Origin of the sequence: Gordonia sp. HS-NH1 (assembly GCF_001418765.1) — a bacterium.
GTDB lineage: Bacteria > Actinomycetota > Actinomycetes > Mycobacteriales > Mycobacteriaceae > Gordonia.
Genome location: NZ_LIYC01000007.1, coordinates 76,958 through 91,089, shown reverse-complemented (window position 1 = coordinate 91,089; position 14,132 = coordinate 76,958). Strand labels below are relative to the sequence as shown.

Sequence of the window (14,132 nt, the reverse complement as noted above, 5' to 3'; positions counted from 1 at the left end):
ACATCCGTGTCCGAACGCATCGCCATCATCGGCGGAGGCAAGATCGGTGAGGCACTGCTCGCCGGTTTGATCGGTGCAGGCACCCCGACCAAGGACCTCGTCGTCGCCGAGCGACAGGAGAGCCGCGCCGCCGAGATCGCCGATGAGTACGGCGTGCTGGTCACCGACGTCAAGAGCGCCGCCGAGTCGGCGCAGTACGTGTTCCTGGCGATCAAGCCCGACGACGTCGATTCGATCCTGCGGATTCTGGCCTCGGCGGAGGACAACGCGGAATCCGAGCGGGTGACCGTCACGCTCGTGGCCGGTCTGCCCCTGTCGCGATACGAGAGCGCCCTGCAGGCCGGTTCGCCGGTCATCCGGGTCATGCCCAACACGCCGATGCTCGTGAACGAGGCGATGTCGGCGGTCTCGGCCGGTCGGTACGTCGGCGACGAGCAGCTGCAGGCGGTGGTCAAGATCCTGCAGACGGTCGGCCGCGTCACGGTCGTTCCGGAGAAGCAGATGGACGCGGTCACCGCGGTCTCCGGTTCGGGACCGGCCTATGTCTTCCTGCTCGCCGAGGCGATGATCGATGCCGGCGTCGGGCTCGGGCTCACCCGGCCCCAGGCCTCGGAGATGGCGGTTCAGACCATCCGCGGTGCGGGCATCCTGCTCAGCGATTCGGGGTTGTCCCCGGTCGATCTGCGGGCGGCCGTCACCTCGCCGGGCGGCACGACCGCCGAGGCCATCCGTGAGTTCGAGGCCAACGGCTTGCGGCACGCCGTGTACCAGGCGACTCGTGCCTGCGCGGCGGCCAGCGCCCGCGGTGGACGTCGAGTGGAAGTCGAGGGTTTGGCACAGGGACACGCCGTCACCGACACCCCATGAATTGTGGTCGACGGGCCGACAAACCCCAGCATGTTGGGGTCGAGTCACAGGAATCTCAGAAATACCGGTCTCTCACGTCGCTTTTTTCACATCTGCCACGCTAAGCTTCTTTAAGCACGTGCGTGTCTGATGTCCGCAGGAGGGGAAGCCTGCGGCCGCGACGCGTGCACCGGAGGTATGAGTGATTCATGGCACCTGCAGACACTCCTGGTGACAGGACTGGCGCAGTGAGCAACGCGGCTTCGGCGTCGCAGTTTCTCACCGTCGCCGAGGTTGCATCGTTGATGCGCGTTTCGAAGATGACCGTCTACCGTCTCGTCCACAACGGCGAACTGCCCGCGGTTCGGGTCGGACGCTCGTTCCGTGTGCACGCGAAAGCGGTCCACGACTATCTGGAGACGTCGTACTTCGACGCCGGCTGATCCGGCGCACGCTGGACGCCTGAACAGCAGTTTCATCGGAAGACCTCCGTGACCGGCCCGTGCCGGCCACGGAGGTCTTCTGCTTCGACGGTGGCTGTCCCGGGCGTGCGAACGGGTGTCGCCGCGGCCCCGGAACGGAATCGTCGACGACCGCGATTTCCCGATCCGGTGTGCCGCCCGGTAGGCTCGGTGGTCGCGTACCTGGATGCGCCGGTGAGCCCTTTGTCACCGCCGCTCGTCGCTTCGCTCCCGGCGCCGTTCCCGGCTGAAGTGCAGACCAGGGCCGAACAAGTACATCAGTGTCAATCGTGAGGAAGCGCCCCGATGGGTTCAGTGATCAAGAAGCGCCGCAAGCGCATGTCGAAGAAGAAGCACCGCAAGCTGCTGCGCAGGACCCGGGTGCAGCGTCGCAAACTCGGCAAATAGGCCTTTCTTCGGCATCGGGACCCGCTTCGGCGGGTCCTTTTGTCGTTCCGAGGGCGGCTCGTCGGGCCGAATCGTTCGGCTGGCGATAGCCTCGGGACATGGCCGAACCCACCTCCGCCGCGCCCAGGGTGGTCCTGGTCACCGGGGCATCGACATTCCTCGGGGGCTACCTCGTGGCGCGCCTCGCGGCCAACCCCGACATCGAGAAGGTCCTCGCGGTCGATTCGCGGGTGCCGCGCAAGGACCTCCTGCGTCGGATGGGACGTGCGGAGTTCCTGCGTCTCGACATCCGGCGCCCCACCATCGCCAAGGCGCTCGCCGCCTACAACGTGGACACGGTCGTCCACGCGGCGACCTCGATCGCCGACACCGCCCCGCACTCGGCGGCGATCAAGGAGTTCAACCTCGTCGGGGCGATGCAGGTGTGCGCGGCCTGTCAGCGCACGCCGTCGGTCAAGCGACTCGTCCTGCGTTCCACCGCGATGGTCTACGGCGCCAGCAGCCGCGACCCGTCGCACTTCTCCGAGGAGACGCGCGCTCCCCGCGAGCCGAAGCGCGGATACGGTCGAGATCTACTCGACGTCGAGGGTTATGTGCGGGGGCTGGGCCGCCGGCGTCAGGACATCGACATCACCATCCTCCGCCCGCAGGCGATGCTGGGTCCGCGGATCACCACCCGGATGAGTTCCTACCTCTCGCTGCCGGTCGTGCCGACGGTGATCGGATTCCAGCCGCGGTTGCAGTTCCTGCACGAAGAGGACGCCCTGGCGGCGATGGAGCATGTCACCCTCGCCGGGAAGGTCGGCACGTTCAACATCTCCGGCGAGGGCGTGGTCACCCTGACGCAGGCGATCCGACGCGTCGGACACGTCGAACTGCCAGTTCCGAGCAGTCTCCTGGCTCCGATCGCGGGCGTGTTCCAGGACTTGCGGTCGGCGAAGCTGAGGTCGTCGCAGACGGAGTTCCTCACCTATGGCCGGGTGCTCGACACCACGCGGATGCGGACCGAACTCGGCTTCGTCCCGCGGTACACGACGCTCGAGACGCTGGACGACTTCATCGAGCGCAGCGGTGTGACGCCGGTGATCGGGTCCGATTCGTGGAAACTGTTCGAACAGCGGGTCGTCGCGGCGGCCCACCAGCTGCAGTGAAATTTCGGGTCACGATCGTGACGAAGTCGACGTGAGCATGCGCAACGTGAGTGCAACCTCTAGACTTGGACGTCAGACCCACATCGCATCCGGCGCACGCGTGCGGCGAATCGATCTCCGCGGCGGCTCGAGCGCCGACATCGACGTAGATCCGGGCCCCGGCCCGGCCCGGATCCCGTACCCAGGAAACAACTAGGGGTGAGCATTTTGGCACGTGGCGGAGCGACAGATGCACGTACCGCGAAAGTCATTCAGCTCTACACGTCGCCGTCGGGCCCCGACGCCCGTGGTGTCCGGGATTCCGGTCGCCGACGCCACCCGAGTCAGCAGGTCGGTCACGAACTGTCGAAAACCGCAGCAGCGCAACGTGAGTCGATGCTCGGTCATCCCAACACCGACGGGTTCGGACGAGCGCCGGCGCAGGTCACCCCGATCAGCGACGAGATCACGCTTCCCGACGAGGCACTGGGTGTCGAACACCGCGGCCCGACGAGGTCGAGTCCGCTGTTCAGCCTGGGCGGACTGCGTGGCGCGGTCGCCGACACCCTCACCTCGACCGCCGGGTTCATCCGCGAACGGATGGCGGGGGAGTACGAGGTCGACGAGTTCGGCTTCGACCCCCACTTCACCGAGTCGGTGTGGTTCCCGGCCATCCGGCAGGTCTACGAGAAGTGGTTCCGCGTCGAGGTCACCGGTATCGAGAACCTGCCGCGCGAGGGCGGGGCGCTCCTGGTCGCCAATCACGCGGGCACCATCCCCGTCGACGCGGTCATCACCTCGCTGGCCGTGCGCGACAACCACCCCGAGGGCCGGTATCTGCGCGTGCTGGCCGCCGACATGGCCTTCGACACGCCGGGCTTCAGCGAGGTGGCCCGGCGGATCGGGGCGACGCTGGCGTGCAACTCCGACGCCGACCGGCTTCTGCGTGCCGGCGAGCTGACCGCGGTCTGGCCCGAGGGATACAAGGGCATCGGCAAGCTGTACAAGGACCGCTACAAGCTCCAGCGGTTCGGTCGCGGCGGGTTCGTGACCACCGCGCTGCGCAATGCCGCGCCGATCATCCCGGTGTCGATCGTCGGTTCCGAGGAGATCTACCCGATGCTCGCCGACCTCAAGCCGCTCGCCAAGATCCTCGGCCTGCCGTACTTCCCGGTCACCCCGCTGTTCCCGTGGCTCGGCCCGTTGGGCATGGTGCCGTTGCCGTCGAAGTGGCACATCCACTTCGGCCGGCCCATCGAGACCGGGTCCTACGACGAGGCGTCCGCCGACGACCCGATGGTGGTCTTCGACCTCACCGACCACGTGCGCGAAGAGATCCAACAGACCCTGTTCCGGATGCTCAGCCGGCGCGGGAGTGTCTACTTCGGCTGACGACCGCAGCCCTCGAGGCGCCGAATGGCACGCGTTCGGCGCCCGCACCGGCCCGTCAGCTGATACCCATGGTGCATGCGTGCAGTGGTGTGCCGGAACGGCGAGCTGACGGTCCAGGAGATCCCCACCCCCGAGCCCGGTGACGGGCAGGTGTTGTTGCGGGTGCTGCGCGCCGGGATCTGCGGATCGGATCTGCATGCCCGCGTCCACTGTGACGCCTCGGCGGAGGTGTCCGCAGAGGTCGGCTACGACGCGTTCATGCGGTCCGGGCAGTCGGTGGTCATGGGACACGAGTTCGCCGGCGAGGTGGTCTCCTACGGGCCCGGATGCCGTAAGCGGTGGGCGCCCGGCACGCCCGTGGTGGCCGTGCCGATGATCCGACATGGATCCCAGGCGCATCTGACCGGTCTGTCGGAGTCCGCACCCGGCGGGTACGCCCAGTTCGTGCTGGTGTCGGAGGACATGACCTTCGAGGTCCCGGACGGTCTGTCGGCCGAGCACGCCGCCCTGACCGAACCGATGGCCGTCGCCCACCACGCGGTCCGGCGGGGGGACGTCGGGCGTCGCGACGTCGCGGTCGTGATCGGATGTGGGCCGATCGGGCTCGCGATGGTCGCCATGCTGAAGGCGGACGGGGTCCGGACGGTGATCGCGAGCGACCCGTCACCAGGCAGGCGCGCACTCGCGCACCGGGTGGGCGCCGACATCGTCGTCGACCCGGCGGTGACCTCACCCTTCGAGCGGTGCGCCGAGGCCGGTCAGTACATCACCCGGGCCCAGGACCTGCTCGGCGCGGCCTTCGACGCGATGCGAACCCTTCGCCGGATTCCGTTGGCGCCGTGGTCATCTCTGTTCCGGATGGCCGATCGTCTGGGGGCGACGCCGAAGGGTCCGGTCGTCTTCGAGTGCGTGGGCACCCCGGGGATGATCGAGTACGTGGTGACCGAGGCGCCCTTCCGGTCACGCGTCGTCGTGGTCGGGGTGTGCATGGAACCCGACACGTTCCGGCCGGCCATGGCGCTGAACAAGGAGCACGAACTGCGCTTCGTGTTCGCCTACGATCCCGCCGAGTTCCACGACACCCTGCACATGATCGCGGACGGCAAGGTCGACGTCGCACCGCTGATCACCGCGACGGTCGGTCTCGACGGTGTCGGGGCGGCGTTCGACGCCCTCGGTGGCGCCGAACACCACGCGAAGGTCCTCATCGATCCCATGAGCGAGGTGGCGACGCTGTAGGACCGGGGCGACACGGTGCGGTGGCCGAATCCGGTTGTCGCAATAGATTGTTGACCGTGCGTCGAATCCCGTCGACTGGGCGGCCCCTGACCGCTGGTTGAGCCAGCACCCCCTCCGCTGGTTGAGCCAGCACCCCCTCCGCTGGTTGAGCCGGCCCCGAGCGGAGCGAGGCGCCGTGTCGAAACCACCTGATGACCCGAGGAACTCAGCCATCGTCGAACACGGCTGGGATACCGCAACGCCCAGAACCCGTTTCGTCTACGACGATGTCATCAGCTGAGACCGATCAGGGTTTGTCGGTGGTCGGGTTTACATTGGTCGAAACACATCACCCAACTCGGGGCGGGTGGCGAAACAGGCGTCGGGGGCGTTGTGAGGGTGTGGACCGATCTACCGGGCGAGTTCGTCGCCGGGGTCGATCCTGCCCGCGCGGCCGAGACCGACATGGTCATGTTGATGGCCGGCCTCGACGCCACCCGACGCGGAGAGTCCTATCTCGCCTGGCATCGATATCAGACGATCGCGGCGATGACCGACCGGCTCGTCACCACCAGCGCCTCAGGCTTCGTGATGGACGGCCACGCCGACTGCGCCGCCCGGATCGCCCGCCAAGCCGCGGTGTCACGACGGCAGGCCGAAATCTTGATCGACGAGGCAATCGCCCTGCGTGACCGGCTCCCCGACACCGCCGACACCTTGCGTGACGGGGTCCTGTCGCAGTGGCAGATCCGGCTGATCCTCTCCCGCACCGAGCTGATCCCCGCCGACGACCCCGTCATCCCCGCCCTCGACGCCGAGATCGCCGATACTCTGCGCCGCCGCAGCGGTGTGTGGGATCGGGCGCGGTTGCGGGACATGGTCGACCGCCTCGTGTTCCGCCACGATCCGGATGCGGTACGCCAACGCCGCAAAGACGCGATGGACCAACGTGGGGTGTGGACCCACGAACTGCCCGACGGCACCGCCGAACTCACCGCCGTCATGTCGGCAGAGAACGTGCGGATCTCAGCCAAAGCTGTCAGCGTCCTCGCTGATGCGGTATGCAAACGAGACGGGCGCAAGCGCGGGCACCGCCAGTCCGATGCGATGTTCGCGCTGTTGACCCGCACGGCATTCGAGTGCCAGTGCGCCGACGACGAGCCCTGCACTGCCGACATTCCCGACCCGCAGAGTGTCCTCGAGGCGGTGCGCGCCGAGATAGTGATCCATGTGGTCACCGACGCCGCCACCCTCGCGGGGGCGCCGGGGGTGGGGTTCCTCGACGAGCACGGCATCATCAGCGACGAGCATGTGCGTGACCTCGCCGCCCGCCCGGACGCCACGCTGTCCCCGGTCACCCCGGCCCGCACCCAACCCACCTACGTCGCCACCAACGACGACGATCACCGGCGGACCGCCCAACACCCGACACCAGCCGAAGACACACGAGCCGACGACGACAACGGTGGCGCCACAACTCGATCGGACGGTGAGCCCGGCGACACCACCGCATCGGTAGCAGTGGTTTACCCGGCAACCCATCCTGGCAACGGGTACCGGCCGACCGCGTCGTGCGCTGATTTCGTGCGGGTCCGGGACGGGTATTGCACCGAACCCGGCTGCACCCGTTCGGCATTCGCATGCGATCTCGACCACGTCACCGAATACGACCACACCGACCCCGCCCGGGGTGGGGCGACGTCGAGTGAGAACCTCAACGCCAAATGCCGCCCCAGTCACCTCCTCAAAACCCACGGTGACTGGGTCGACGTGCAATACCGCGACGAAGACGACCGCCTGGTCACCGAGTACGAGACCCCCGAAGGGGTCACCCTGCCCGGGGATGCCGAAACCCTCGAGGACACCTTCCCCAACCTTCGGCGAATCCGGTTCGAACAGGCCGCCCAAGCCCCACCCACACCACACGTCATCGCCTCCGCCGACAACCGGGAGCGCGCCCCCAGCCGACTGGACGCCAAACTGGCCCGCCGGCGACACGAACGCGCCCGCAACAAACGAGCCCGCGAAGAACTCGACCGCCTCGACCCACCGCCCTTCTGATCCGGGGAGCCGGGGCCGGCAGCGTGGAGGAAAGGTCAGCGCTGCCGGAGGAACCGGGCGGCCGCCGCGGCGCCTCCGCCCGCGGCACCGAGCACGATCGCGGTCCCGGCCCCGTACTTGGCGGCCTTTCGCGCCGTGCGGAAGTCGTACATCTCCCACCCGCGGACCTTGGCGACGTCGCGCAGGTCGGTGTCGGGGTTGATCGCCACCGCGCGGCCGACCAGTGACAGCATCGGCACGTCGTTGTGCGAGTCCGAGTACGCCGTACACCGTTTGAGGTTGAGCCCCTCCCGGATCGCGAGTGCGCGCACGGCATGGGCCTTACCGGGCCCGTGCAGGATGTCACCGACGAGCCGTCCGGTGAAGACCCCGTCGACGCTCTCGGCGACGGTGCCCAGCGCGCCGGTGAGGCCCAGTCGGTCGGCGATCGTCTGTGCGAGTTCGACCGGTGTCGCGGTCACGAGCCACACCTGCTGCCCGGCGTCGAGGTGACGCTGGGCCAGGGCCCGGGTGCCCGGCCAGATCTTGTCGGCGATGTAGTCGTCGAAGATCTCCTCGCCGAGTTCGACGAGTTCGGCGGTCGGCTTGCCCGCGATGAACGACAACGCCTTCTCCCGGCCCTCCGCGACGTCGCGCGCATTCTCCTTGCCGGTGATCCGGAACTTCGCCTGCGTCCACGCGAAATCCATGATGTCGCCGTAGGTGAAGTACTTCCGCGCGGCGAGACCGCGAGCGAAGTGCACGATCGACGCGCCCTGGACCAGGGTGTTGTCGACGTCGAAGAAGGCGGCGGCGGTGAGGTCGCGGCGGGGTTCGCCCGGGATCTCGGCCGTCGGGCGCGAACGCAGCGAGTCGACGGCGGCCTTCGCGCTCGCCTCACCGGCCAGCGTCTGGCGGAGTTCGTGCGCGGTCTGCCGGAAGCGGCCGGTCGCGGCGGTCGCTCGCTGGGAGATCCAGGTGGTGACCCGGTTGGTCTCGTCGTCGACGAGTTCGTGGAGTTCGGCGTCCTCGTCGAAGTCGTCGGTGAACTCCACGCTCGCGGCGTGGGCCTCCCAGTCGTCGCCCGTCGGGCCGTCGCCCTGCATCGGATTCGGCGGGAGAAGTGCGGCGTCGTCAGGCGTCTCGTCGTCCTGCCGGTCTTCCGGGCCCGGGGTCTCGCCCACTGCCCACCTCCCACGCGTAGCGCCAGCACTGCTTGCCGGGTACAGCCTAGTGGTGCGCCTGGGAACCGGGCGACTGGTCTCCGGCGTTCGATCCCCACGCCCGGTGACGGACCGCACACCGTCGGCGGGGGAGGGTCACCCGGCTGATCCCGCGGGCGCTGCGCTGGGAGGATGGTCGGCATGACGGTGGAACTGTTGACCCGTGCGGGGTGCGCGGCGTGCGCGGCGGCCCGCTCCGAACTGACCCGGATCTGCGCCGACATGGGCGTGGAGTTCACCGAGGTCGACGTCGACGAGGCGGCCGAAGGGGGTCGGCCGGACGTGCGCGCCGAGTTCGGCGACCGGCTCCCGGTGGTCCTCCTCGACGGTGACGAGCACAGCTACTGGGAAGTCGACGAACCGCGTCTGCGGGACGATCTCGCGGCGCGGCGGTGATCGGCGCCCACGTTCGACGAGACGCCTAACACAGCTCGGCCGACCCCGAGGGGCCGTGTGAACAGATTCACAGGGAAGTTATATCCTCCCTTGGTCGGGAAGAGTCGGGTCCCGGTGTCTGGTGACGCCGGCAGATGTGTGGGAGTGCGAGTGGGCGCGGAGAGTGCGAAGTCGGCCGACGCCGACCCTCCTGCGTCCGCCGTCCCTCCGGTCGACGGCCCCGCCACCGACATCCCCGGTCCCACGGTCGCCCGGTTGGCCACCTACCTGCACGTACTGCGCTCGTTCAGTCGTCGGGGCATCCTGCTGGCGTCGAGCGGCGAGCTCGCGACGGCAGCCGGGGTCAACCCGGCCATCCTGCGCAAGGACCTCTCCTACGTCGGCGCCAACGGCGTGCGCGGCGTCGGATACGACGTGGGCAGGCTGACCGCCCGGATCTCGATGACGCTGCACACCGACAGCATCCACACCGTCGCGCTCGCGGGCGCCGGCTCGCTCGGCCGTGCGCTGCTGTCGCACGCCGGCTTCGGACGCGGCTTCCGGGTCGCCGCGATGTTCGACGCCGATCCGGCCCTGACCGGCGCGGTTCTCGAGCCGGGCGGCCCGCGGGTCGCCCCGCTGACCGACATCGCCGCCGTCTGCGCACAGGTGGTCCCGGCCGTCGAGATCGCGGTGATCGCCACCGCCGACGACGACGCCCGACGCGTCTTCGACGCCTTCGTGGCCGCGGGTGTCCGGCAGGTGCTCAACGTCACGCCCGTGTCGCTTCCGGCGGAGTCGGATGTTGTCGTCAGACAAGTTGATCTAGCCTTGGAACTACAGGTGTTGGCTTTCCAGGCCTCTCGCGGGCCGCGCGACGACGTCAAGGAGGCGCGCGAGGCGAAGCCGACGCGGGGGCACCGGGGAAGTGCCGGACACCAGGGAAATGTGATGGGTGAAGAAACGGTGACAGCGTGAGTGTTCTGTTGTTCGGGGTATCGCACCGCAGTGCTCCCGTCGAGGTGCTCGAGCGGTTGGCGGTCTCCGACCACGACCGCCCCAAACTGATCGACGAACTGCTCTCCTCGCGCGCGATCTCCGAAGCCATGCTCGTGTCCACGTGCAACCGCGTGGAGATCTATGCCGTCGTCGACGCCTTCCACCCGGCGCTCGAGGCGGTCGGCTCGGTCCTCGGCGACCACTCCGGCATGACCGTCAACGAGATGACCCGCCACGCCTACGTTCGTTACTCCGAGGCCGCCGTCGAGCATCTGTTCACCGTCGCGGCGGGCCTCGACTCGCTCGTCGTCGGCGAGCAGCAGATCCTCGGTCAGATCCGCAACGCCTACCTCAGCGCCGACGCCAACGACTCCGCCGGACGAGTGCTGCACGAGCTGGCGCAGCAGGCGCTGCGGGTCGGCAAGCGCGTGCACACCGAGACCGGGATCGACCGCGCGGGTGCCTCCGTGGTCTCCGTCGCGCTGCACCGTGCCAAGTCGCTGCTCACCGATCCCGCGACGGGCGCGCACCGCCTGCGCCGCGCGGTGGTCGTCGGTGCCGGCGCCATGGGCGGTCTGGCGACCGCGCAGCTGGCCCGTGAGGGCGTGACCGAGATGGTCGTCGTCAACCGGACCGTCGACAAGGCCGACCACCTCGCGGGCAACATCGCCGCCAACCACGGCATCAGCGTCCGCGGCGTCGGGCTCGACGACCTGCCGGCCGCGATGGCCACCGCCGACGTCGTCGTCACGTGCACGGGCGCGATCGGCGCGGTCGTCGGCGTCGGGTCGGTGCACTCGGCACTCGCGGCCCGTACCGGGGACGCAGCTCCGCTCGTCATCTGCGACCTCGGGCTCCCGCGTAACGTCGACCCCGCCGCGGCCCGCCTGCCCGGCGTGCACATCGTCGACATCGAGGGACTGCGCGGCGACTCCGAGACCCAGGCCGCCGAGAACGACACCCTCGCCGCCAGGTCGATCGTCGCCGCCGAGCTCGCCGACTACCTCACGCACCAGCGTCAGGCGGAGGTCACCCCGACCGTCGCGGCCCTGCGCCAGCGCGCGGCCGACGTCGTCGAGGCCGAGATCCTGCGCCTCGAGACCCGCCTGCCCGACCTCGAGGGCGCACAGCGCGACGAGGTCGCCAAGACCGTCCGCCGCGTCGTCGACAAGCTGCTGCACGCACCGACCGTGCGCGTCAAGCAGCTCGCCTCGACCCCCAACGGGGATCACTACGCCGAGGCGCTGCGCGAGCTGTTCGAACTCAAACCCGGTGCAGCCGAAGCGGTTTCGGCTCCCGACCATCTCGGTGGCCTGCCTTCGGGCGACGCGGCCGGCGATCTGGGTGACCGATGAGCGAACCCTCCACCGCGCCGATCCGGATCGGTACGCGGGGCTCGCTGCTGGCCCGGACCCAGTCGCAGACCATCGCCGACGCCCTGACCGCCGCCGGACATCCCGCCGAACTGGTCATCATCAAGACCGCCGGTGACGCCTCGGCGGCCCCCGTCGCCGAGATCGGCGTCGGGGTGTTCACCACGGCGATCCGCGTCGCGCTGCGGAACAACGAGGTCGACGTCGCGGTGCACTCGTACAAGGACCTCCCGACCGCCCCCGAAAGTGACCTCACGATCGCGGCCGTCCCGCCGCGGGTCGATCCCCGGGATGCGCTGGTCGCACGCGACGGAATGGTGCTCGGCGAACTGCCGCCCGGCTCGGTGATCGGTACCTCGGCCCCCCGGCGGGCCGCGCAGCTTAGAGCACTGGGTCTCGGTTTGGAAATCCGCCCCCTACGAGGCAACCTAGACTCTCGGTTGGGCAAAGTCGCCAGCGGCGAACTCGACGCAGTCGTGGTCGCCCGCGCCGGACTCGTGCGGATCGGACGGACCGACGTGGTCTCCGAGGCGCTCGAACCGGTGGTCATGCTGCCGGCGCCGGCGCAGGGTGCACTCGCTGTGGAGTGCCGCTCAGACGATGCCGAACTGGTGAGAATTCTCGCCGAGTTGGACGACCAGTCCACCCGCGCGGCCATCGAGGCCGAACGGGCGGTACTCGCGGCTCTCGAAGCCGGATGTACCGCACCGGTCGGTGCGATCGCCGAGGTGGTCGAGTCGATCGACGAGGACGGGCGCATCTTCGCCGAACTGTCGTTGCGTGCGGCGGTGGCGGCCGAGGACGGGTCGGACGTGATCCGCGCTTCGGTGGTGGGTCCGGTCGATCGTGCCGTTCAGCTGGGCAAGGACCTCGCCGCCGAACTGCTGGAGCTGGGAGCGGGCGACCTCGTCAACTCTCCCTAGCAGAGAACGAACTGCAGCCCTCGCCGAGAGGGCAGGAGAGTGCGAACCCATGAGCCGTACGAAGAAGGCAAATCCCGGACGGATCCTGTTCGTGGGGTCGGGTCCAGGGGACCCAGACCTGCTCACCGTGCGGGCACGCACCGTGATCACCAACGCGACCACCGCCTACATCGATCCCGATGTACCCGCGCCGGTGGTGTCGCTGATCGGCAGTGCGCATCGCGACGAACCCGCCGCCGACACTCGCCGATCCACCAAGAAGGCCGAGAAGCCCGCTGACGACGCCGCGTCGACGCCCGCCGCACCGGCCGACGATTCGCAGGCCGCCGGTGACGAGGCCGGCGCGACCGATGCCGGGCAGACCGACGAGGAATCGGTGGTCCGGCCGGCGCTCGGCGATCCGGCCGAGGTCGCCAAGACCCTCGTGGCCGCGGCCCGCAACGGCGACGACGTCGTGCGCGTCGTCGCCGGCGACCCGCTGACCACCGATTCGGTCCTCGCCGAGGTCAACGCCGTCGCCCGTACGACGGTCACCTTCGAGGTGCTGCCGGGCCTGCCCGCCGCATCCGTGGTCCCGAGCTACGCCGGCATGCCGCTCGGTTCCACCCACACCGAGGCCGACGTGCGCGGCGAGGTCGACTGGGCCGCGCTGGCCGCCGCCCCCGGCCCGCTGGTGCTGCACGCGACATCGGGCCACCTGGCCGAGACCGCCAGCGCGCTCACCGAGCACGGCATGGCCCCCCAGACCCCGGCCGCCATCACCATCAACGGCACCACCTGTGCGCAGCGCACCATCGAGGCCACGCTCGCGACGCTCAACGAGCAGGGCAACGCGCTCACCGGTCCGCTGATCGTCACGGTCGGCAAGGTCGTGGGCGCGCGCGGCAAGCTGTCGTGGTGGGAGTCGCGCGCCCTGTACGGCTGGACCGTCCTGGTGCCGCGGACGAAGGACCAGGCCGGCGACATGAGCGAACGGCTCGTCAGCCACGGTGCGATGCCCAAGGAGGTGCCGACCATCGCGGTCGAACCGCCGCGGAGCCCCGCGCAGATGGAACGCGCCGTCAAGGGTCTCGTCGACGGGCGGTACCAGTGGGTGGTGTTCACCTCCACCAACGCGGTGCGCGCGGTGTGGGAGAAGTTCGCCGAGTTCGGGCTGGACGCCCGGGCGTTCTCCGGCGTCAAGATCGCCTGCGTCGGCGAGGCCACCGCCGAGAAGGTGCGCTCCTTCGGCATCAACCCCGAACTCGTGCCGTCGGGTGAGCAGAGCTCGCTCGGTCTCCTCGAGGACTTCCCGCCCTACGACGACGTCTTCGACCCGGTGAACCGAGTCCTGTTGCCGCGCGCCGACATCGCGACCGAGACACTGTCCGAGGGACTGCGCGACCGCGGCTGGGAGATCGACGACGTCACCGCTTACCGCACCGTGCGCGCCGCACCGCCGCCCGCCGAGACCCGCGAGATGATCAAGACCGGTGGTTTCGACGCGGTCTGCTTCACCTCCAGCTCGACCGTGCGCAATCTCGTGGGCATCGCCGGAAAGCCGCACGCGCGCACCATCGTCGCGTGCATCGGGCCCAAGACCGCCGAGACCGCAACGGAATTCGGCCTCCGGGTGGATGTGCAGCCGGAGAACGCATCGGTGCTCGAACTCGTCGACGCGCTCGCCGAGCACGCCGCCCGACTTCGGGCCGAGGGCGCACTTCCGCCCCCGCGCAAGAAGTCTCGCCGCTCGCGTTCCTGAGCT

At 69.2% G+C, this 14,132-nt stretch carries 13 protein-coding genes; 12 read left to right on the top strand and 1 reads right to left on the bottom strand.

Annotated features, from left to right (window positions below; all coding sequences use genetic code 11):
* The first annotated feature begins 6 nt into the window (after window positions 1-6).
* The 7 genes from proC (at window position 7) to AMD30_RS07525 (ending at window position 7,516) form a co-directional block, all read left to right on the top strand.
* Entirely contained in the window at window positions 7-867 is an 861-nt protein-coding gene (proC, locus tag AMD30_RS07550) for a pyrroline-5-carboxylate reductase (RefSeq protein WP_010842043.1), read from the top strand.
* A 188-nt stretch (window positions 868-1,055) separates the two neighbouring features.
* The gene (locus AMD30_RS07545) at window positions 1,056-1,289 is read left to right on the top strand and encodes a helix-turn-helix domain-containing protein (RefSeq protein WP_004019963.1); all 234 of its coding nucleotides are present in this window, start codon (window positions 1,056-1,058) and stop codon (window positions 1,287-1,289) included.
* Between the two features lie 324 nt (window positions 1,290-1,613).
* Window positions 1,614-1,715: a 30S ribosomal protein bS22 gene (locus AMD30_RS24475; protein WP_003402602.1), complete on the top strand. Its 102-nt coding sequence runs from the start codon at window positions 1,614-1,616 to the stop codon at window positions 1,713-1,715.
* 98 nt (window positions 1,716-1,813) lie between these two features.
* A complete protein-coding gene (locus AMD30_RS07540) occupies window positions 1,814-2,866 on the top strand; it encodes an NAD-dependent epimerase/dehydratase family protein (protein WP_055475203.1) in 1,053 nt (350 codons plus the stop codon).
* Window positions 2,867-3,064: 198 nt separating this feature from the next.
* Window positions 3,065-4,237, top strand: coding sequence for a lysophospholipid acyltransferase family protein (locus AMD30_RS07535; RefSeq protein ID WP_197282753.1), 1,173 nt, complete (start codon window positions 3,065-3,067; stop codon window positions 4,235-4,237).
* Between the two features lie 75 nt (window positions 4,238-4,312).
* Complete coding sequence (locus AMD30_RS07530; RefSeq protein ID WP_055475201.1) at window positions 4,313-5,476, top strand: zinc-binding dehydrogenase; 1,164 nt, start codon at window positions 4,313-4,315, stop codon at window positions 5,474-5,476.
* A gap of 378 nt (window positions 5,477-5,854) precedes the next feature.
* Window positions 5,855-7,516 (top strand): HNH endonuclease signature motif containing protein, encoded by a 1,662-nt coding sequence (locus AMD30_RS07525; RefSeq protein WP_055475200.1) that lies wholly within the window; start codon window positions 5,855-5,857, stop codon window positions 7,514-7,516.
* A gap of 35 nt (window positions 7,517-7,551) precedes the next feature.
* On the opposite strand, the gene AMD30_RS07520 is transcribed toward AMD30_RS07525, so the two are convergent.
* On the bottom strand, window positions 7,552-8,679 hold the full coding sequence (locus AMD30_RS07520; protein ID WP_055475199.1) for an HAD family hydrolase: 1,128 nt from the start codon (window positions 8,677-8,679) through the stop codon (window positions 7,552-7,554).
* Between the two features lie 180 nt (window positions 8,680-8,859).
* Here AMD30_RS07520 and AMD30_RS07515 point away from each other — a divergent pair, with 180 nt between their 5' ends.
* From AMD30_RS07515 to AMD30_RS07495, 5 genes are all read left to right on the top strand, one after another.
* On the top strand, window positions 8,860-9,114 hold the full coding sequence (locus AMD30_RS07515) for a glutaredoxin family protein (protein WP_055475263.1): 255 nt from the start codon (window positions 8,860-8,862) through the stop codon (window positions 9,112-9,114).
* A 150-nt stretch (window positions 9,115-9,264) separates the two neighbouring features.
* Window positions 9,265-10,071 (top strand): redox-sensing transcriptional repressor Rex, encoded by an 807-nt coding sequence (locus AMD30_RS07510; protein WP_055475198.1) that lies wholly within the window; start codon window positions 9,265-9,267, stop codon window positions 10,069-10,071.
* Window positions 10,068-11,447: a glutamyl-tRNA reductase gene (locus AMD30_RS07505; protein ID WP_055475197.1), complete on the top strand. Its 1,380-nt coding sequence runs from the start codon at window positions 10,068-10,070 to the stop codon at window positions 11,445-11,447. Before AMD30_RS07510 ends, AMD30_RS07505 begins: the two co-directional genes overlap by 4 nt.
* The gene (hemC, locus tag AMD30_RS07500) at window positions 11,444-12,388 is read left to right on the top strand and encodes a hydroxymethylbilane synthase (protein WP_055475196.1); all 945 of its coding nucleotides are present in this window, start codon (window positions 11,444-11,446) and stop codon (window positions 12,386-12,388) included. The genes AMD30_RS07505 and hemC overlap by 4 nt, the downstream gene beginning before the upstream one ends.
* A 49-nt stretch (window positions 12,389-12,437) precedes the next feature.
* On the top strand, window positions 12,438-14,129 hold the full coding sequence (locus AMD30_RS07495) for a uroporphyrinogen-III synthase (protein ID WP_055475195.1): 1,692 nt from the start codon (window positions 12,438-12,440) through the stop codon (window positions 14,127-14,129).
* Window positions 14,130-14,132 lie beyond the last annotated feature (3 nt).